Below are 21,922 nucleotides of genomic sequence, written 5' to 3' on the forward strand. Positions count from 1 at the left end.
CCTAACTACTCAACCATTATTGGTAACGGCAATGGGACACGGTTGTAGACAGATGGTGCAAATGGACAAATATGGTTTTCCCCGTCAGGGTTATAGGGCTAAAAAGCCTGTCGTAGGTTGGAAAACTGGAGATATTGTCAATAATGTGGTAAAAGGGAAAAACAATGGATTAAAAGGAGTCAGGATTAAAACTGTAAGAAGTAAGGGTAACTTTGATGTCCGACATGGGGATAAAATCTTGTCTGTATCTAGAAATCATATTCAATCTATTCACTATGGAGATGGATACAATTACTCGTTTTAAGTAGATTTTTTCTAAGACCTAATTAGGGTTTGCTGAAAAAGTTTTTTAAGGGTAGGGAATTTGCATGAAACCTCCCGTAGGGACGTTTCCCTTGAGCAGAGGAGCAAGAAAGTAATTTTTTTTTGCTCAACAATGTGCTTAAAATTGTAACTTTTTGTTTTTTCGGGAACCGTGCATTAAGCAGCTTAAAAGCAGGTACTTTTGACCTACCTAAAAATCCTAAAAACTTTATCTGCAAATGCTTTGATATCTCCATACGCAAGCCCTAAATAAACTTGGCTTTACGAAGCTTGACTTGGGTAAATTAATCAGATAACAATTATAGCATCTTATGATTATTTACTTTCTTTATAAATAATAAATAATTTTTCAGTCGCTTAAAATACTAACATTTTTTTGCTTAGATCAAAACATGAGATTCTAGGAAAAACTAAATTAACTGAATTAACTTAGGCTAGATATTTTTTCAGCCATGCTAAAGTCTTTTTCTGTTAAACCACCAACATCATGGGTTGTTAATATAACTGTCACTTTATTGTAAGATATTTCTAAATCTGGATGATGTTGTGATGCTTCAGCCGGAGCTACTAATTTATTCACAAAATCAATCGCTTCCACAAAATCCTTAAATACTTTTATACACTTAAGCTTATTTCCTGCCAATTTCCAATCTGATATTTGACTGGCACGTTCATTGATTTCTTCTAAAGTTAATAATTGACTCATTAAGCTATTCCTAGAATTACTTAAAAAACTATCCGCTCTTATCTTTAAGAGTTTCTTAGGAAATACCTAACAACTGATTTAAGATAAGAGCGGTCTAGGGGGTCACTTTGATTGAAACCTGACTGCCGGGAGGAACCCTAGATCAGCCTAGTAAAGGTTAATCCTTATAGTTCCCAGGGTGGGAACAAAGACTAACTGCTAGAGAGCAGCCCCGGCACACAGCCGGCATTCTCCAATCAGGCGACCCATGCGTTTACTACTATCTGGCATAGGCATCACCTCCTTTTATCCCTGAACGGTTATTGTTCATTTATTACACTTAGTTTATATTAGCACAAAAATTTGAAAATGCAACTACCTAGTTAATTTTTTTTTCAGAACAGAAAGAAAAATCCCCCCCCCAAAAAAATAATAACTCCCACATTACTAAATATGTAGAAGCTATTAAATAGGATGAGTACCAGACCCGGACTCATCCTTCAATTAACTAAGTTATATTACAGAGCGTTACCACGAGGTAATACTTCTTCAGGGAAGATAAAGTTTTTATGTGGTTGATCCGCAGGAGCCATCCAAGCACGGATACCTTCGTTCAACAAAATGTTTTTAGTATAGAATGTTTCAAACTCAGGGTCTTCAGCAGCTCGTAACTCTTGAGAGACAAAGTCATAAGCTCGTAGGTTCAATGCTAAACCTACAATACCTATAGAACTCATCCACAATCCCATTACTGGTACGAACAACATGAAGAAGTGTAACCAACGCTTGTTGGAAAATGCAATACCAAAGATTTGAGACCAGAAGCGGTTAGCTGTTACCATTGAGTATGTTTCTTCAGATTGAGTAGGCTCAAATGCACGGAAAGTATTTGCTGCCTCTCCATCTTGGAACAAAGTATTTTCTACTGTTGCTCCATGAATCGCACATAACAATGCTCCACCTAAAATTCCAGCTACACCCATCATGTGGAATGGGTTTAGTGTCCAGTTGTGGAATCCTTGTAAGAATAGGATGAATCGGAAGATACCAGCTACACCAAAACTAGGTGCAAAGAACCAGCTTGATTGACCCAATGGGTACATTAAGAATACACTTACAAATACAGCAATTGGTCCAGTGAAGGCAATAGCATTGTAAGGGCGAATTCCTACCAAACGGGAAATTTCAATCTGACGTAAGCAGAAGCCAATCAAAGCAAATGCACCGTGTAGAGCTGTGAATGACCAAAGGCCACCAATTTGACACCAACGTGCAAAGTCACCCTGAGCTTCTGGGCCCCAGAGGAATAATAGGGAATGTCCCATAGTATCTGCTGGGCTACTAACTGCAACAGTTAGGAAGTTACAGCCTTCTAGGTAAGAGGAAGCTAATCCGTGAGTATACCAGGAAGTAACGAAGGTAGTACCAGTTAACCAAGCTCCAATGGCTAGGAAAGCACATGGAAATAAGAGTATACCAGACCAGCCTACGAATACAAAGCGATCGCGCTTTAGCCAGTCATCGAGGACATCAAATGCGCCTCTTTGAGTTTGTGGGCGTCCCACTGCTACAGTCATTACGATATTCTCCAAATAATTATGATAACTACGGTCAATGTTTTCTCACTACATAGTATAGATATACCTAATTATGTATATTTCTGTTTGGACAGAAAATGAGAAGTTTTGTAAACAATGTTTAGTTTTATTACCGTGATTCTCATTATAGAGGTAATTTTTGATTGGGGCAACTAGAAAAATAAATTTTTTTAAGTATAATTTTTATTAGATTTTAGATTTTAAAGTGGCCTGATAAATTTAAACTAAAGCTCACAAGTTATACAAGAAAGTTCTTGCAGCGCTTTTCAGATTGATAAACTACATAGGGTGTGCGGTTCTTCAGTCTTTTTGCGCTTGGGAGGGAGTAGGGAGTAGTAGGGACTTATGGAACGTCCGTACAGAGTCAAGAGGAATAAGGAGTTGTAGAGGACGAACACGGTTCCCGATACATCAGAAAAATTATCCCTTGACTTGGATGTCCCAATATAACCAAAATAGTCACTTTTTTACCCAAAAGGGGCGAAAACCTGGTAATTTTACGGTTCCCAAGAAATCACGACTAAAAAAGGCACTTACCTCTATCTATAAAGACTTTTAGATTTATTCAGCCAGCCCTACATAACCAAAAAGTTGTAGGGGCGAATGGCCATTATCTCCTACTGTGTTCTACCGAAATGAAAATCCCTGTTGGATTAGCGAACTACAGAAGTTAAATTATTGCTGTGGATAAATTATGAGAGGAATGAGAATTTCCTAACCCCTCTCTCTGCTGAATGTTATGAATAGCCAGTTGAAAATATTATCAAATTCACATAATATCTTAAGTAATACCTAAGATGGGACTTACTATATATAAGACTAACCACAAATCTAATCAAAGCGCTCAAGTCGCTTAAATGGTTAGTCCAGCCTACCTAGCAGTAAGTAAACCTCCTGATCGATCATAATACTTCGTATGGGCGTGGCCAGTTCTGACCTAAGAGTGTTTGGCATTAAACAGGTAAAAAGATTTGAAAAACAAGTGTGTCATACCTTTTCAAGCCAAAATAACCGGGCGTGGCCAACTTTACACTTTTTGTAGGAGGGACGCAAAAATCTCCAATTCAACTAATTATGTATTCGTGCTTGACACGAGTAAAGCACCATTAACATCATGCAAACCAGGCATAGCCAGGTCACTTATTAAAAGTAGGCAAAGCCAAAGTTTTTAGAGTTGATTTTAAGTAGTCAACAGCTTTGGCAGTAGGTATCCCTATTGATAAGGCTTAATTCTCGTTATACTGTATTAAGGTTAAAACGGGAGAAAGTTACCAAAAAAAAAGAGGTTTAAAGCCTCCCCTTAAAAAGGGATGAAAAAAATTTCGATTCAGTATTTCAAGCTTCTGGCTTTCCTGCGGAATGCTGCGCCAACAGCGAGAGGTAATGATAACTGATAACTGAAATGACGGTTCAACCTGACTAAATAATTAAAAATGTTCACTATTGATATTATTGTAAAATATACTCCTGTACCATTTTCAGTACAACGTAAGTCTGCTGAGGATGCTGAGGATGTTTATCAACAAATTCTTGAGGCTATTCGTTCTGGAAGCCCTCAAATTTTGGAACTTACTTGTGAGAAAATGCCAGAGAAAAAGATAGCTATAGTAATCAGTGAAGTTTCTGGGGTGCAAATTTCCCAAAAATCTGGTACTGCTGCTGCTGGAAGAACACCTGGTTTTGTAGCTATGGGTCAATGAAGCCAAAAGATCAAACTGTTAAGGTTACTCATCCAGCAATTTTAGTAGAAGATATTTGTTTTAATTGGCCTAACGGTAGTCAAGTATTACGTTCTTGTTCTCTTAAAGTACCCAAGGGACAGTTTTGGATGCTCTTGGGTAGTAATGGTAGTGGCAAATCAACTTTGTTAAGATTGCTGGCTCAACTTTTGTCTCCTAAATCTGGAAAAATTAATTTTGAAGGTAAAATAGGTTTTGTTTTTCAAAATCCTGACCATCAACTTGTAATGCCTACAGTGGGAGCTGATGTTGCTTTTGGATTGGTTGAAGAGAAGTTATCTCAACTTCAAGTTCGCTCTAGGGTTGAAGATGCTTTGAGTGCTGTAAATTTATTAGAACTACAACGCCGACCTATTTATGCTTTGAGTGGGGGACAAAAACAAAGAATTGCTATTGCTGGTGCTATTGCTCGTAACTGTGATATCTTACTTTTGGATGAACCTACAGCTTTACTCGATCCAGATAGTCAATTAGATTTGGTGACTCAAGTCCAAAGTTTGGTAAATAATCGAGGTATTACTGCTCTCTGGGTGACTCATCGCTTGAATGAGTTAGATTATGCTGATGGAGCATTTTTGCTAGATAAGGGCAAAGTAGTAGATGAAGGTAGTCCTGAACTTTTGCAGAAACGTTTAATTAAGGATTTGGATTAAACTATTGTTCCTGAGTAAGCATTTGGCGATCAGCTATTTATTTTATTTTAAGATAAAAGCTTTATTAGTTAGTTGCGGTAAATTCAATTTTACTATCAAAGGCGACTTTACTTTAAAGGTTCAAGCCATTTTCAGATATTTAGATAGGATTTGCTGATAGCTGACGACTAACTAATACCTTAATGCTTGAGTTGCTGGACTAATTTTTATTAGTTAACCCTTTAGCAAGGATATTAAGAATAGTGGGGTGTAGATTATAAATTTGGATAAATGTTATGCTAGCTTAGTATTTGTTAACATTATCTAAATAACTTACCTTGAGTCATGTCACGCCCTTTAAAGCAAACTATTTTACTTGTAGATGGCTATAACGTTATTGGTTTATGGCCTCGCCTCCGAGAAGTTCGCAATTTTCATGGATTGGAAACAGCCAGAAGAGATTTAATTGAGGCTTTAGTAAACTACAGTGCTAGTCAGGGCTTAAATACTCAAATCGTATTTGATTCCCAATACCAATATACTCCTACTACGAAAGAAATTATTACTGATAGATTATTGGTTTATTATACAGAGTTTGGTCAGACAGCAGATACTTTTATAGAGAAAGCTTGTGCTAATCTTCGCCAGGATATCCATTTATCTAAAAGTAGGTTAATAGTGGCTACTTCAGATCGAGATGAAAAACTTACCGTGATTGGTTATGGTGCTGAGTGGATGTCTTCTCAACAGCTTGCCCATGATGTAGAAAATGTAGCCAGCAATGTTCGGAGTAGATGTCAACGAAGGAAAAAAACATCAAGTCGTTTTGCTAGTTATTTAGACCCAGAATCTCAAAGACGTCTGGCTGAATTGAGAATGGGTAAATAATATTTACGTTATCATATAGTTTGACGTAAAGTTAAATAAAATTATCTAATGATAGATATAAAAATAAAATATCAAAAAGGGGTTGCAAAATATTTTGCATCACCACTATAATAAGTAATTGTTGCTCAGGAAAAAGCACACACTTAATCCTCGGTAGCTCAGCGGTAGAGCGGTCGGCTGTTAACCGATTGGTCGCAGGTTCGAATCCTGCCCGGGGAGTTTAAAAACTTTATGAACATATTTGTAGAGGGTTTAGGGACCTTTGTAGGGGGTTGGGAGACCTTTGTAGAGGGTTGGGAGACCAAACCCCTACGGTGTTAAATTCTAACGATTACCGGATTTGATATAACTTCTTCCTTTTCATATCAAATCCGCTGGCTTTGGATAATAGGGTTATACCATCAGAGAAGAGGGAAAATTTCTAGTTGGTAGAGGCTTTGGAGACCAAACCCCTACGGTCTTAAATTCTAAGGATTACCGGAAGGGTTATACCATCAGAGAAGAGGGAAAATTTCTAGTTGGTAGAGGCTTTGGAGACCAAACCCCTAACGGTCTTAAATTCTACCGATTTTTTACCTACTTTTTGATTTGTCACCGCCTATACACGGATTGCTACAAATTAATTATTCATCAACTTTCAATTTTTGGCAGAAGATACGTTCACATTTAATTTCACCATTTCCCAGAGTTTGATGAATTTCTAATTCTGCTTCAGGAAATGCTTGAAAGAGGAAACGTTCTCCAGGAAAGACGGTATGTTCCCAATATTCATTTTCAATATTACTAATTCTAGCAATCTGCATTTTGGCAGTAGTATTTGCATAGAAACAGAGAATTTTTTGACTTTGTTTTTCTGGTAGTCTATCTAGTGTTACAGTCATAATCTTTAAGTTCCTTCTAAGTTTTCAATGCTAATTAGCAACCCGACTGAATCTTGAGATTTTTGAGTGCCAATACTATTATTATAAATTGATAGTAATTCTTTAAGCATATCTTTAACTACTTTTATTGAAGAAAATTTATTTAACTTAAGTTATCTACTTCTAGATTGTTATTTTCCCAGTCATATATGTTCATAATTGAGCATTTTATACTGATCAAATTACTTAAGTAAGTATTGAGCTTTTGAATGTAATAATGTAAGCATTCAGCAGTCAGCTATCAGCTATCAGCTTTGAGTTGCTAACTCATTCTCAAAGGGAAGCAGAAAGTAGTCTTTCAAGCAGAATTAAAAGTTATCAATAAAATTCGGTAACTAGCTAAGTTTGGTAACTTACTTATTTATGTTCAAAAGCTGAATACTTAGGTAATAATTAACTAAGATTAACTAATAGCCTGATTATTCATAGCTTTTGGCATTACATAAATACGCTTGGGATTTTAATAGTTTTGTGTTTCGGGGAATTTTGCCCGTTTCTTATATTTTCGGACGGTCAGGATGCCTATCCCACTTATATTCATCCCTTTATTCAGCAACACCAAGCTTTTTACTCTCGTTGCATACTAATTATTTATTCTATTAAAAATACAACAGATTTTACTTTGTTTAGGTACACCTGTTGCTGGCAAAATACCTGATCTAGAGGCATTTAATTCTAAGTATGTATGTACCTGGAATTTTATGTAATTATTAATGTAAGTATTTAGCTATTAGCAAACCCTATCTCAACCTGAAAATGCCTTTTTAATAAATATAAAATTTTTCATAGGTTAAGATTGAATTTACTTCAACTAATCAAACTTTTATCTCAAACTCAAATAAATAGCTGATTGTTGACTGCTTCGCAGAATTATGCCGGAAATAATTACTTGCTAAGTTTGCTAAATAAGGTTGATAAAACAGTATTAGAAAACAAAAAACCTTCAGGATCTGTCAATTTTATATATCCTTCTATTGGAAGTTTTTGGTTGCTAGAGAAAGGGATTACTAAACCTTTTGAATTAATAAATTCTACCCACTTTAATTTTTGATAGGGTTGCAAATAAGTTAATAATTTTTCTACGGTTTCTTGACCAAACTCCTGAGATAATTTTAACAAATTTACTCCTTTAGCCAACCGGAATTTTAACATCAGTGTTTCTAACAAATAATCTTGATTTGATATGTCTATACCCTGATTTTCGATACTATTACCTTGAAAAGATAGCACCCATTGATAATATTCTTTTCGGGTGTGCGGTCGGGTAAATCTTTTTCCTTCTACATAACTTGCTGCACCCATACCAAATCCATAATAAGAACAATTTTCCCAGTAAACTTGATTATGGCGACATTGATAACCTGGCTTAGCATAATTAGATATCTCATAATGTTCATATCCTGAACTTGATATTAACTGCTGTGCCATTCTATACATTTGGGCTGTCGTTTCATCTTGAGGCAAAGGACTATGACCTGATTGATAATGACGTCCAAACGCTGTCACAGGTTCTAGTACAAGGTCATAACTGGAGATATGGGTTGGGGAAAGAGCTATTCCTGTTTCTAAGGAAGTTTGCCATTTTTCTAAAGTTTGGTGTGGCAGTCCAGAAATTAGATCGATACTAAAATTAACAATTCCTGATTGATACAATATGTCTACTGCTTTGTAAATATCTGAGACATTATGCGATCGCCCACAAAGTTCCAACAAATCATCTTGGAATGCTTGTACTCCCAAACTGACTCGGTTTACTCCCAGGGATTTATATCCTTGGACTTGTTCTCGGTCAAAAGTTCCGGGGTCCATTTCTATGGAAATTTCAGCATTGGCCACAATTCCTAATTTTTGTTCTAGGGTATCTAAAATTTGACTTAGTTGGCCTACTGACAATAGGGAAGGAGTACCACCGCCAAAGAAAATAGTTTTTAGGGGTTGACAAAAAGATGTTGTTATGTTTATTTCCTGACAGATTACCTCCACATATTCTTGAATTTGAGAAAAGTTATCACCTTTTTTAGTATCGCCCACTACAGAGACTGGAAAATCGCAGTAGTAGCAGCGCCTTCGGCAAAAAGGGATATGAATATAAGCCGAACTAGGAATGGGGTAATTTCCGACTGGCCTTTTCACTATTAAACACAGTTACAAAATATATCATTTGTCTAACTATCTTAAACAATTATAAACTTAATGAGAAGTAGTAGTAAGGTAAATCAGAAATATAATATTTTTTGAGGAGGTATAAATATTGCTTAAGTAGAAAGTCGCAAAAATTCCTTACATATTTTTTATGCTCTGGTTTTCAAGTAGCTATGTTATTCTTTTTATGGTGTAATTTATTGGTATTATTAAAGTAAAAATAACTATTTTTTGTGAATAATAAAAGTTGGTTACAAATAAGTTTTCAATAGTATTTACTAAGTAAATATTAATTTTATCGACATATATCAATGATCTCTAAACAGACAAGCTTATTTAGAAAATTATTTAATGAATCTGGTATGATTGTTTGATATTTATTCTAAATAAAATCAGTAATAAGTCATTATTTGGGATCAAAAATCAGGTGAAATTAATTAGATTATTTTGCTACATAAGCTCTCTAAATACAATTTTTGCTATAAGAAATAACTGTAAAAGGGAATCTGCATTATGAATTGTTGTCAAATTTCCATAAAGTTAAAACCTAATAATAAAGATAACCGTAAAGAATGGCATATAACGGTAAAGATATAATAGAAATAATATTGAGCAACCCAAGAATTATGGTTCTTAATCATTATTGGTGAGTACCTCTTAGGGAAATATCTATATTTTTATAAAACAAAAAACAAACTGAAAAAAATGCTTGACGCAATCATTATCATTTCATTTTTACTTGCTGGAGCCGGGATAGGTTTCTATAGCATAGAACTTCTACCACCAAATGTCTTACTAGAAGTTACTAATATAGAAGGTTTACGTTCGGTATTATCTGCCTTTACCGCTCTGATTGGATTTGTGGTAGGATTAGTCTTTCAAACTACATATCGACGAGTAGAGACAAAAGTCAGTAAGATGCCTGTTGACTTATTATTAACGCGGGCGATAGGATTGGTTATCGGATTATTGGTAGCAAACTTAATGCTAGCGCCACTTTTTTTACTGCCTATTCCCCAGGAGTTCAGTTTTATTAAACCTTTGGTAGCAGTTTTAGGTAGTATAATGTTGGGTTTTACAGGAGTTAATGTGGCTGATACTCACGGTCGTGGGTTTTTACGGCTAATTAATCCTAATAGTTTAGATGCAGTATTGGTAGCAGAAGGAACTCTGAAACCTGCGAGTACCAAAGTTTTAGATACTAGCTGTATTATTGATGGTAGAATAGAAACTTTATTAGAAACAGGTTTTCTAGAGGGTCAAATTCTTGTTCCACACTTCGTTTTACAGGAACTACAACTTATTGCTGATGCTGCTAATGATCAAAAGAGAGTCAGAGGTAGACGGGGTTTGGATATTTTAAATAGGATCAAAGAGGTTTATCCTTCTCAGATTCAAATCCATTTTGCAGACTATGACGAAATTTCTACTGTGGATGGGAAGTTGATTAGTTTTGCTCTGGAAATTAATGGTACTCTGCTAACTAATGATTATAATTTGTCTAAGGTTGCTAGTTTACAAAAGGTTCCTGTGTTAAATATTAATGATTTGACTCAGGCAATGCGTCCGACTTATTTACCTGGTGATACGATTGAAATTAAAATCCGTAAGGAAGGTAAGGAACCTTCTCAAGGTATTGGTTATTTAGATGATGGTACGATGGTTGTGGTAGAGTCGGGTAGCGAATATGTTGGTGATGAGGTACGAGTGATTGTGACAAGTTCTTTGCAAACTTCTGCTGGGAGAATGATTTTTGCTCGTACTCAAGAGTCATTGATAATGAATAATGAATAATTATTAATTATTAATTCTCTAAAACCTTAATCTGGGGGGCGTTTAACTAATTTATCGGTGAAAACTCCTTAACTTAACGGATAAATGTGGGGGTAGGGGGCGGGTTTAACTAATTTATTGGTGACTTCTTCACTTCACTGAGAAACCCGCCCCTACTAAAAATCATTGATCAAAATGTAGGGGCGGGTTTGAGCAGAGATTTCCCGGTTCCATCTCACATTTATGTAAACCCGCCCTCTTTTCTTTTCTACAATAGGGGGTAGGGGGCGGGTTTAACTAATTTATTGGTGACTTCTTCACTTCACTGAGAAACCCGCCCTCTTTTCTACAATATTAAAATAATGTGGGGGTAGGGGGCGGGTTTAGCTAATTTGTCGGTGACTTCTTAACTTCACTGAGAAACCCGCCCCTACTAAAAATCATTCATACTCCCTAAAAAACCTAAAATCTGGTCTCATACTCAACTGACAACACAGAATTATCCTGGAAATTACTACCTCCACGGAAACGTACTTTATCGCTAATTTGATAATTTACAGATAACTCTGTTGTACCATTAAGTGTGGTTGCGGATGCTCCCACTTTATCTGTCACGTCAATACCAACCTCTAAACCCCAACCTAAACTAGAAGCTTCTTGGGAACCACTTTTAGGAATAGTTGCAGGAAATACCCGAAACTCACTTAGTCCTGTAGCTTGAACAATATCTTGTTGGATGGTACTAAATAATGCGGTACTGGCTACATTTGCTAATGCTAAATTTCTGTCTTCACTAAAAGTATTAATAATATTGCCTCCTAATAAACTGACTATTTGCCCTTTTGTTCGTTCTGGGGAACTGGTTAACTGTAGATTATCTTCTAGTTCTGATAGCAGTCCTCTTGCTTTAGCCATAATATTAATTTTCTGATTGCTATTTAAAGTTCCTGGTGCTGGAGTATCTGCTGTTTCAGCGTCAAATGCTGTAGTCGATCTGGTTCTTAATGAACCACTGCTTTCAAAAGCTGATGCTAGTAACTGTAGATCTAACATCGGGTTGAGTCCATTGCTAGGGATAAATGTGGCTTTATTTTTGTAGCTGGGATCTAACCGCAAACTGGTACTAAATAAATTAACGATACCACCTTGTAAGTCTATGGTACCACTAGGGCGAATATCAGTGACAGTGCCATTTACTGTTAAACCACCTGCCACTTGAAAATTTGCTAATCCTGGACTAATCATTTTGAGGCCGTCTTTCAATATCAACTGAAAATTATTCAGACCGATCTCAAATGCTCCAGCAGCATCATTTGCTTGATTTCCTGTCGCTCCTGCTAAACCTGCGGCTTCATTTAAAAATATTTTACCACGGGATACTTCTATGTCACCACCAATTTCGGGTTGCAAAGCTGCACCTGTAATTAATACTTTGCCATCAATACCTCCTTGGAAAGCTTTTTGGTAGTTTATGTTAAGTTGGTCTAGACTAATAGTTAGGGGGTTATTAATATCTACGTCTTGACCGCCTAAAGGTTGCAGCAATGGTAAAACTCCCGTAACTCCAACTGTACCTTGACTAATATTTCCTTGAATTTTTTCGACTTTGATGCGATCGCCAATAAATGAGACTGCACCTTTTAAGTCTGTTACAGGTTCGGGAAATGCTGCTGCGGTTATGCTAACGTCTGTAAATTTTGTAAGTCCGACTATGCTTGGTTTTTGTAAGGTTCCGGCTACCTGCAACCTGGCTTCTCCTTTACCAGAGTTTAGTGTCAACTGGTCAGTCAAAATATTGATTATTTGAAAGGCATCATCTTTTACTTGTAACTCGATGTCAAGGAGATTACTATCTGCATAAACTCTGGCAAAGGGTAAGTCGATGGGTACATTACCTCGATATGTAATGGGGTCGCCAATGATAGAAATGCCTCCATTAAATTGCAGTCTTCCACTATCGAATCTAAAGTCTGTTTTTGCTCTCTCGATAGGTTGTTCGTTGAGAGTTCCATTTTCTATCCGAATTTGACCGACAGTTTTGGGATCGGCAAAGTTTCCACCTAATTTTGTTTCTAAATCTAATATTCCGGTAACGTTGATATCTGGTGGTATGTAGCTCTGGGCAAATTTTTGGATTTCTGCTAAGTCTACGTTGTCTAGTTTTAATTCTCCATTTTGTTGTTCTGCACTCAAGTCTCCATTGAAAGCTAAGGATGCTTTTCCCACTTTGACTTCTAGGGGTTTAACGGTTAGTGTATCTTTTTCGTATTTGCCTTCTAGGAGAAATTTATCTACTTGATACGCTCCCCAACTCCAACCATTTCCTTTGATATCAAATTGCCCATCAATACCAGACTGCAAGGAACCTACCGCTCTTATTTCTCCAGAAAAACCAACATCTAGCTCGGCAAGGGGTGGTATTGATACAGCGGTGGTTGTTTGTTGACTTGCTTGCTGTTGGAGCAGTGCTTGAATTTCGGCAAATCGACGCAACTGCCTGATTATAGAGGTATTTTCTGGCAAACCGACTGGTGATGTTTGTATGTCTGCTGCTTTGGCATAGTTTGCAGGTGCTATTCGTCCAATGTCTGCTAAGTCGAACCATTGGAGGGCGGTCAAAATATCTTGAATTTCTGCTTTTTCGATTTTGAGACTAGCTCCAAACCTGGGATCAAAATTATCATCTGGTGAGTTGATGTCAAGCATTGCTTCTAAAAGGTATCGACTGTTTCCTAGTAGAAAGATACCGTTATTGAGGCTTGCTTTTTTCTGACTATAATTTATGTCTGCTGTGAAACTTTTGGCATCTATGTAACCAATAGCTGGTTTTAATACTTGTAAGTTGCCATCTGCTTTAATGGCGTTGATATCAAATGTTCTCAAATTAGATAGAGCTATTTTTGCTGATGCTTCTCCAGCAACTGCACCGATACCAAATTCTGGTGGCGGTGTTATTCCTAATGATTGGATGGGGAATTTATCTAATGTTACTAAAAAGTTTTCTCCTTTGGTAGTTCCTGTTAGTTTGAGTTGGTCAAGTTTGACTAATAAATTGGTGGGAAAATAGGTTTTATCTAATACTAATTCTAAACGGTCATTATTACCAGCAATTTTCAGGTTTACTCCTTGATTAAGTCCGGCATTTATTTTTCCTAATAACCGGGAATCAAAATCTATTAAGTCTGTATCTATTAAGTCTTTGGCATTTACTACTAAGTTTCTCAAATCTAGATCGCCAACTAAGTTTAAATCTTCGATAGATTTACCAATAACTTTACCTTGAAAGTTGAATAAACCTTTTAATAATTCGTTTTTATTTTCCAGGGGTAAATCTTTGGTAAATTTTTCGATTGGCAGAGATGCTAAATCAAAGTCTGATAAATTAATGTTAATATTAATTCCAGAAATTTCTGGTGGTTTTTGGGCTGGAAAATCTGCACGAACTTTGCCATTAAGATTAACATTGGGAGGAATAGCAACTTTTTCTATTTCTATTTGTTTGCCACTCCAACCAAAGAAAGAACTAAGAGATTTTTGAATAACTGGTAATTCAGAAAGTGTTAATCCGCCCCTAGCTTTTATTCCTTCTGGGGTTAAATTTTGTAGATTTCCTGATAAATTAATTCTACTATTAAATAATCCGCCAATTATTGGTAAGTTTGTGGCTTGACCTAATAATTGTTGTGCTTGTCTAATAGCAACAACTGCCGATTTTGCCTCCTCTTGTTTTTCTATAGCTGTCGAGAATTGTTCTAAAGGAATTTTGTCTCCCACGACGGCAGCTTGCCAGTTTTGACCGACTAATTCTCCATTAATATTTACAGCTCCTCCTTTATCTAAAAGTAGTTTTCCTGCTGCTTCAACTGCGATAGCTTCTGGGTTTAAATTATCTAAATTTCCAGCTACTTTAGCATTACCAATAATATTCCCTTTAATTGTTTCTAAAGAGGTTAAAATTTCTGGAGGAACTATTCCTGTTTCTTTGGCTATTTTTTTAGCAAAACTGAGAGGAATAGGGTCGGCGATCGCTATTGCTTGAAAGTTGCCTTGGTCTAATTTTCCTTTAGCATTTATTTTATTATTTCCAATTGTTAATATGCCATTTCCATCGGCTGCTATTGCTTGAGGATTCAAATTATTAATATTAGCAAATAGGCTTAATTTACCAATTAATTCTCCTTCTATTCCTGGGGGTAAACTGACATTAGCCGGAATATCAACTAAACCAGTTTTTCTAATAGTTGCTTCCAGAAGGCGTAAATTAATTGTGGCTGTTTGAATATTTGCTAAAAAGTTACCTTGATTAAATTTACCCTGAATATTAATAGGATTTTCATCAATAAGTAACTTGCTGGTGGCTGTGGCATTTATTCCTTCTGGCGATAAATCTCTTAAATTTCCAGATAAATTAGCATTAAGATTTACTTGACTATTTAAAGATTTAACTACTGGAATTTGAGTTTTTAAAGTTTCGATTTGTGTCTGGTCAACTGACATTAATCCAGATGCTAAAACCGATTCTCCTAAATCTACCAATTGATTCACTGATAAATTACTGCTCTTAACTAAAGCTTCAAAATTGCCTCGATCTAATTTTCCTTTAGCATTAATTGTTCCTCCAGCAATAGTAACTTTCCCATCCCCATCAACATTAATTCCTTCAGGACTTAAGTTTTTAATATTTCCCGAAACTATGGCTCCTCCGGCAATTTTTCCCTTAGTATTTTCGGATAAAATATTGTTTTTAAGGGCAACTATGCCTGTATCTATTAATAATTTTTCCACAGCAGTTAAAGAAATTTCATTAGTTTTAACTACCGTCTTAAAATTTCCACCTTTCAAACTACCAGCAGCATCAATTATACCCGGTTCAACTATCAAATTTCCAGTTAAATTTGCCGTAATATTTTCCTGTAAAAATTCCGGGTCAAGATTAGTCAAATTTCCTGATAATTTGACATTCCCATTTAACAAACCGTTCAGAGACTTTAACTTCGGTATATTTGTTTTAATTAGATTTAATTGTTCCTGGTCAGTAATAATTCCCGAATTTGCTGCCGATAAGCCTAAATCCAACAAAGAATTAACAGGTAAATCTTGAGTATTAACTAATCCTTTCAATCCACCATTTCTAACTTGACCCCTAGCATTAATCACCCCTTTTTCTAAACTAAGATTTCCAGCAAAATCAGCCTTTATTCCTGGCAAACTTAAATTATTAATATTTCCAGCAGCAATTCCTTCACCATTAATTTTTCCATCAGTTTTATTAGATAAAATTCGATTAGGAGTCACCTTAATATCTAAATTTCTAGCAACTCTTTCTAAACCTCTTAAACTTAATTGAACAGCCTTACCTTTACCTTGCCAAATACCATTATTCACCTCACCATTCACATTAACTTGACCGCCAGCAATATTAACTATCCCTTTACCATTTCCCTTAATACTATTAATTGAAAAATCCGTTGTTAAACCAGAAAAATCACCTTCACCATTAACAATACCCTCCAATCCTGATGGTACACCAAACTGTTGTAAAGCCGATAAATTATCTAAACCAATTTGATTAGCAGTCGCCTTAAATCGCCAGTTTTCCAAATTAACATTACCATCAACATTTACCCTTCCTTTATTACCAACTTTAACAACAGTATTCTTAATAAACACCTGATTATTCAGAATATCAACTTCACCACTCAAAGGATAAACCGCTTGCGGTAATTGCCATTTAACTTGACCTTGAATAGCTTCTAAAGAACCAGAAACTTTAACATCCGTAGACAAATCACCTACTGGAAGAGGAGAAACAAAAGCAAATTGTTGAGCGATCGCTTCCACAGGTAAACTTTCCACCTGCAAATCTAAGTCAAGAATCAGGGAACAGGGAACACTTAACTGGGAACAGGGTGAGGGAGATGTAGGAGATGTCGGATTTGAGGGGGGTGTGGGGAGTGTGGGAGGTGTGGGAAGTTGGGAATACTTGGTATCAACAGGTTCAGAATTTGCATAATATAAAGGCACGGAAGTTGCATACAATACCCTTTCTCCTGAGTTCTCCTCCTGGGAGGGGTTAGGGGTGGGTTGACTTCTAACTTCTAAATTCTGACTTCTTCTTCCTGGGTTCCCCTCCTGGGAGGGGTTAGGGGTGGGTTGACTCCCGACTAAATCCTCGATTCTTCCCTTTCCAGTTATCTTCCCTCCTGCTAACGGACTAATTTCTAAATCAGAAAAACCTGCACTAACTTTAACAGGTTGAAAATCTTGGTTGAACTCCGGATTAACAGTAAACTTTGTAGCAATACTCTTAAACAATAATCTCTCAACTCTCGTAACTTCTGTAGTCTCAATTTTTCCTGATACGACTGGTTTCAATAAATTTCCCGAAACCTTCACGTCCGTTTTCAATGCTCCGTCTAATAAAGGTCTGAGATCGGCAATTTGACCTTGAATTTCCTGTAACTCTTTCTTAGTTTCCGTTGACGTTATCTGACTCGACAACAAATTAATCTCTCTCGTCGCAGTATTAAACAGAGTGTCAAAAGAAATTGCTGCCAGTTCCGCTTTTAAATCGAGTCCGATACTTTGTAAATCTAAATTCCTCGATATTTCCGCAGCACCTCCCACCTTTAACCCAATATCCCCATAGTTAGCATTGAAACTTTTCACATTAACTTTCGGCCAAGCAATATCAGCAACCGTATTCAAATTAACTGGGTTACTCAGAAGTTCCGTATTCACCTGAAACTTTTGTAAACTAACCTTCCCCCTCACATTCTCCACAATAACAGCATTGCCAGCTATCTTAACTTGAGAATCCAGATTAGTATCTAACTCCCCACTCACCAAATTCACATTAGGAACATTTTCCACCGCCGATGCTAAATTAGCAAATATTGGCAACTGCAACTTTTGGCCGACAACTTTTGTTTTAATTTCCATAGTTTTCAGATTAGCATCAGCGTCAACCTGAAAACTGCCAGCATCCACAATTTTGCCATCAAGATTTACAAACCAACGTTGTTGTTGATCTTGAGACCGAGCCTCAATTTTATTTAAACCTATCAGAATCGGATTAGCAGATTTTGCCTTTGCGGAAGGATTAATAGTAACATCTACCTTCGAGAAATTGAGCTTTTGAATATCAACAGTTATAGGTGGAGGTGGCAAGTCTGCCAACTTGGGGACGACAACTAAACCATCAGCTTCTTGCTGAATAGTAGCCTGAGATTCCCCAAAAGTAATATTCAGGATTAAAGTTCTGAATAAAAGAGGTCCTAGAGGAAATGTAACTTTGACTGCTTCCGTCGAGGCGCTGATAGAATCACTAGAGTCAGGAGGTAGGGAAGAGGGGCCAAATTCTATGTAACCAAGGCCAAACTTTTTCAGTTCTCCCACTTTTACTGGTCTTTGTAGCAAATTGGTGAGACTTTCACTAACCATTGGCGCTAATTCGTTTTGGACAAACCAAGTTCCGGCTATTCCTCCGGCGACTGCGATAGTACCTAATCCGAGACCACCAATAATGATGATGCCTATCCATTTTTTAGGAGTGGAAGAGTGGGTTGGATCGTTGGGATTTGTTGGAGTATTTGTCATTACAGTTACCAGCCTTTTCAGTTATCAGTTATCAGTTAGTTTCCTATCGGAGGAACCGCGCAATTCAGTTAGCCTCCTACGGAGGAGCTTCGCTTTTTATGTCGCGCAGCGAAACAGCTTTTTCAGTTCTTAGTATATGTAATGGTACAATTATTTATTGGGAATTTGAAATAAAGTGTACCTTACAGCGATTTTTAGATTAAGGAAGGAAGAGGTGGCAGGCGGCTCCAGAAACCCGGTTTCTTTGCGTCAGTCACGAGCAAGATGCACGGTTCTCGAAAAATCGCACTAATATTTTTATCCAAAAGAATGAATAGGCTTGACTTTTGCAGTTTATTATGATAATACATAAGTCTAGTAGAGAATGGTACTAATATTTAACTATTAACATCTGTAGTTCTGTTAATTAAAAAACTGATAACTAACAACTGAAAAAGCTGATAACTGATAAAGTGAAATGAGATTCAAGTTTTCTATTGTGAAACTAACTATTAGATTATAAATGGGAGGAACTATCAAACAACAAAAATCCCTTTGCTATAATAGCAATTACACACCTGAAAACTAAAAGTCCGGTAGGGTGTGGAGCGCGAAGCGTAAGGCACCGTTTTTCATGGAAGTCTATTTCACAAATCAATTCTATAGATGGTTGTGGTGCGTTAGGCGCTAGCGCCTAACGCTACTGAATCTGAAATGACTTCTGACTTATAATGACTCGTTGTTTTGCTGATTCAGCAATTCTAGACCACGAGATGTACCCAGTCTAGTCGCACCAGCCAAAATTAGATTTGCTGCTTGCTCATAAGTTTTAATTCCTCCAGCAGCTTTAATCCCAATATTAGCCTTAGTTATTTCTTTGAGCAGTTTGACATCCGTCACTGTTGCTCCACCATACCATCCTGTATTGGTGACAATAAAAGCTACACCCGCATCCATCAAAACTTCTGTCACTAACCTTTTTTCCTCTTCAGTTAGGAATGCCATTTCCAGAATAGCTTTTACCGTCTTACCAGTTTCTTCACATATTTCTGCTATTTCTCGATGTAGTCGATCAGTTTCCCCCGTTTTAATATAAGTCAAATTAACCATCACATCTAATTCCGAAGCTCCATTTTCTACTGCTTCCAAAGCTGCATATAATTTCGTTTTACTTGTCGTTGTACCCGTAGGAAAATCAATGACTGTACAAACAGTCGGATTTTTACCATGAAGAAAATCTACTACTTGTTTCACATAACAAGGGTATACGCAAACGGACGGAAACCGAAATTTGTCAGCTTCAGTACAAAATTTTGACACTTCCTCTGGAGTAGCGGTAATAGTTAATAAAGAGTGGTCAATAAAAGGGGCAATATCAACTTCCAGCTCCTCTAAAATCATTGTTTTTTTCTATCAAAATATAGGATTAAATTTACTAATTAATTTATTCCCCCTTACCCCCCTTTGTCAGGGGGGAAGTCTTCAAAGTCCCCCTGACAAAGGGGGATTTAGGGGGATTGTAAATATATTTTTTAACTGTTAAGAATTGCTATACTAGCTAGTCATATCATGTCAGGATAATCAGCTATCAAAAAACTTTTTCTCTTTTTCGGGGTAAACGGTGAAAAAACGTAGTGCGGGCATCTTGCCCGCGAGGGTATACCTCATAACAACAGGAAGCACTGTATGTCGTTAAGCACAGCTTTTCTTTTTAGAAATAGACATCTCCAAAAGTCCAAAATAAAATCAATTGTTATCCAGAAATTATGAATTACTTCTCTATATTGCCTCCATACCTTTTTTCTGGAGATGTCTAATTGTTGAAATAATTAATTAAAAATGGGAACGTCTCTTTCTTTGCTTCTGTAAGGCCATTGCTTTACGCTTCTTTTTTTCAATTGGCGTTTCAAAGTGACGATGTTTTTTCATATCTGGAAATATTCCTGCTTGAGAAACCTGACGTTTAAATCGACGTAATGCGGATTCAATTCCCTCATTTTCTCCTAAGATAACTTGCGTCATTTATCGATGATCCTCCATTCATTTAGATTTACTATTTTTTCTAGAGCCAAATTAATTAGCCTCCGCCATTTTTATGAACTAAGACCAAATTATTTTGGCTGCTATTGCAAAAGTTTTGAAACTCTTATTTTGTTTGCTTTGTTATATTAGCACAGATTACCCACTTTTGATCATATAAATTCTAGCTTCGGAACTTCCCGTAGGGTGGGATCGCCAGGTTTCAAACTCTTGCGGAACTGCTCCGCTTTTCATGTCACACAACAAAAATCCATATTAATGAAATTTCGAGATAAAGAGGGAGTAGAGAGTAAGGAAGGCAAAAGGTAGAAGCCAGATGGTAGAAGGGAAAAAAAGTTCAAAGAAAAAAGGTTTTTTATCACTGATTATCCAGACATGATTTAATTGATAAAATACAGATTTTTTTTTCCTTTTAGTCCATCTTCTACCTTTTAAAAAGAGGTAATTATTAATTATTAATTGTTAATTATTAATTATTCTTTTTCCATTTTAACAATACACTTTTGTAATTCTTGCTGCATAGTTTTTGAATCAGCATAATAACGTTGGCCGTGACCAGGTAATACCCACTCAAAATTATAGTTGATTAACTTACCCATAGAAATAACTTGTTCTGACCATGAATACCAACAATAACGACGAAAAGCATAAAGTTGATTTAAGTGATTAGACCATGCTAAATGATCTCCTGTAAATAAAAATTTTTGGTAAAGTAAAACCGTATGTCCCTTGGTGTGACCAGGTATAGGAATAATTAATAAATCTGGAGCTAGAGAAATAGGTTCTGTACCAGTTAATTTGATTTCTACATCTTCAGTATTTGGAGAAATATCGTCAATATGGAGGATGCGATTGCAATGAAAATATTCTCGAAATTTTTGATGATCTGCCACATCATCTTTATGAGTCAAATACATATATTTAATTCCTCCCATTGCTTCTAAACGCTTCACTAATGGAGGTAAAAATTGAGGAGAATCTACTAAAATATTTCCCTCTGGTCTAACAATAAAATAACTAGCAGCACCGAAAGATTTTTCTGAATGATAACCACAATGATAAACATTATCTGCAACTAAAATTGGCAAAGTTTCTTGAACTTTTTTAATATCTTTGGGAGTTGCAACTGTACCAATAGAATTTGTCGGACAAGATAATAAAGCTTGCATTGCTGTTAGTCTTTCTGCTTCATTTATAGGTTGATGATAAACTGCTGATTTTTCTCCATTTCGATGAAAAATTTGTGGCGACATCCAGCGACAAGTATCACAGTCTATGCAGGTATTATCAACGTATATATCGCCATTAACATTTTCCGAGCGTCGTAATTTTAGATTAGCCATTTTTACCTAGTAGTTGAAAAGAATAAATTATCTTTTTTAATTATAACATCCCTGTCCTCAAATATAAATTTTTGTAGCTTTATCATCAACTTCGAGAATGAAAAGATAAAATTAATTACCAGACAAAAATCATCAATTTTTCTAAATTTTAAAAAATAGTGCTATGCTTTAGTAAAACTAGGAATTTAGAAGAATATTCCGTTAATTTTTCACCTTAAATGTGAGCAAAAAATTATAACTTTTTCAAGCATTCGGAGGTA

Annotated in this window: 13 protein-coding genes and 1 tRNA gene; 6 read left to right on the forward strand and 8 right to left on the reverse strand. The window is 36.2% G+C overall.

The features are described from left to right. The first annotated feature begins 31 nt into the window (after positions 1 to 31). Positions 32 to 304: a hypothetical protein gene (locus VKJ25_RS16015; RefSeq protein WP_324237637.1), complete on the forward strand. Its 273-nt coding sequence runs from the start codon at positions 32 to 34 to the stop codon at positions 302 to 304. A gap of 444 nt (positions 305 to 748) precedes the next feature. Here VKJ25_RS16015 and VKJ25_RS16020 read toward each other — a convergent pair whose 3' ends face one another. Beyond that, positions 749 to 1,030 carry a 4a-hydroxytetrahydrobiopterin dehydratase gene (locus VKJ25_RS16020; RefSeq protein WP_324237638.1) on the reverse strand — a complete coding sequence of 94 codons (282 nt, stop codon included), beginning with the start codon at positions 1,028 to 1,030 and terminating at the stop codon, positions 749 to 751. Between the two features lie 497 nt (positions 1,031 to 1,527). Further along, positions 1,528 to 2,586 carry a photosystem II D2 protein (photosystem q(a) protein) gene (gene psbD, locus VKJ25_RS16025; RefSeq protein ID WP_324237639.1) on the reverse strand — a complete coding sequence of 353 codons (1,059 nt, stop codon included), beginning with the start codon at positions 2,584 to 2,586 and terminating at the stop codon, positions 1,528 to 1,530. Between the two features lie 1,454 nt (positions 2,587 to 4,040). Here psbD and VKJ25_RS16030 point away from each other — a divergent pair. The 4 genes from VKJ25_RS16030 to VKJ25_RS16045 all read left to right on the forward strand — a co-directional run bounded on the left by VKJ25_RS16030 (position 4,041) and on the right by VKJ25_RS16045 (position 6,085). Further along, positions 4,041 to 4,307 (forward strand): UPF0367 protein family, encoded by a 267-nt coding sequence (locus VKJ25_RS16030; RefSeq protein WP_324237640.1) that lies wholly within the window; start codon positions 4,041 to 4,043, stop codon positions 4,305 to 4,307. Beyond that, on the forward strand, positions 4,304 to 4,999 hold the full coding sequence (locus VKJ25_RS16035) for an energy-coupling factor ABC transporter ATP-binding protein (RefSeq protein WP_324237641.1): 696 nt from the start codon (positions 4,304 to 4,306) through the stop codon (positions 4,997 to 4,999). Before VKJ25_RS16030 ends, VKJ25_RS16035 begins: the two co-directional genes overlap by 4 nt. A 324-nt stretch (positions 5,000 to 5,323) precedes the next feature. Beyond that, positions 5,324 to 5,866, forward strand: a complete 543-nt coding sequence (locus VKJ25_RS16040; RefSeq protein WP_324237642.1) for an NYN domain-containing protein — start codon at positions 5,324 to 5,326, stop codon at positions 5,864 to 5,866. A 147-nt stretch (positions 5,867 to 6,013) separates the two neighbouring features. Continuing rightward, positions 6,014 to 6,085, forward strand: a tRNA-Asn gene (locus VKJ25_RS16045). A gap of 404 nt (positions 6,086 to 6,489) precedes the next feature. Here VKJ25_RS16045 and VKJ25_RS16050 read toward each other — a convergent pair. Next, positions 6,490 to 6,747 (reverse strand): DUF1830 domain-containing protein, encoded by a 258-nt coding sequence (locus VKJ25_RS16050; protein ID WP_324237643.1) that lies wholly within the window; start codon positions 6,745 to 6,747, stop codon positions 6,490 to 6,492. Between the two features lie 924 nt (positions 6,748 to 7,671). Then, a complete protein-coding gene (gene hemW / locus VKJ25_RS16055) occupies positions 7,672 to 8,919 on the reverse strand; it encodes a radical SAM family heme chaperone HemW (RefSeq protein WP_324237644.1) in 1,248 nt (415 codons plus the stop codon). Positions 8,920 to 9,633: 714 nt separating this feature from the next. Here hemW and VKJ25_RS16060 point away from each other — a divergent pair. Then, entirely contained in the window at positions 9,634 to 10,722 is a 1,089-nt protein-coding gene (locus VKJ25_RS16060; protein ID WP_324237645.1) for a PIN/TRAM domain-containing protein, read from the forward strand. A gap of 441 nt (positions 10,723 to 11,163) precedes the next feature. On the opposite strand, the gene VKJ25_RS16065 is transcribed toward VKJ25_RS16060, so the two are convergent. From VKJ25_RS16065 to VKJ25_RS16080, 4 genes are all read right to left on the reverse strand, one after another. Next, positions 11,164 to 18,300, reverse strand: a complete 7,137-nt coding sequence (locus tag VKJ25_RS16065) for a translocation/assembly module TamB domain-containing protein (protein ID WP_324237646.1) — start codon at positions 18,298 to 18,300, stop codon at positions 11,164 to 11,166. Positions 18,301 to 19,005: 705 nt separating this feature from the next. Next, positions 19,006 to 19,680 carry a deoxyribose-phosphate aldolase gene (deoC, locus tag VKJ25_RS16070; protein WP_324237647.1) on the reverse strand — a complete coding sequence of 225 codons (675 nt, stop codon included), beginning with the start codon at positions 19,678 to 19,680 and terminating at the stop codon, positions 19,006 to 19,008. Positions 19,681 to 20,112: 432 nt separating this feature from the next. Further along, positions 20,113 to 20,301 carry a 30S ribosomal protein S21 gene (rpsU, locus tag VKJ25_RS16075; RefSeq protein WP_324237648.1) on the reverse strand — a complete coding sequence of 63 codons (189 nt, stop codon included), beginning with the start codon at positions 20,299 to 20,301 and terminating at the stop codon, positions 20,113 to 20,115. A 491-nt stretch (positions 20,302 to 20,792) separates the two neighbouring features. After that, positions 20,793 to 21,662, reverse strand: coding sequence for an MBL fold metallo-hydrolase (locus VKJ25_RS16080; protein ID WP_324237649.1), 870 nt, complete (start codon positions 21,660 to 21,662; stop codon positions 20,793 to 20,795). Between the last annotated feature and the right edge of the window lie 260 nt (positions 21,663 to 21,922).

The organism is Okeania sp., assembly GCF_035285525.1.
Taxonomy (GTDB): domain Bacteria; phylum Cyanobacteriota; class Cyanobacteriia; order Cyanobacteriales; family Microcoleaceae; genus Trichodesmium.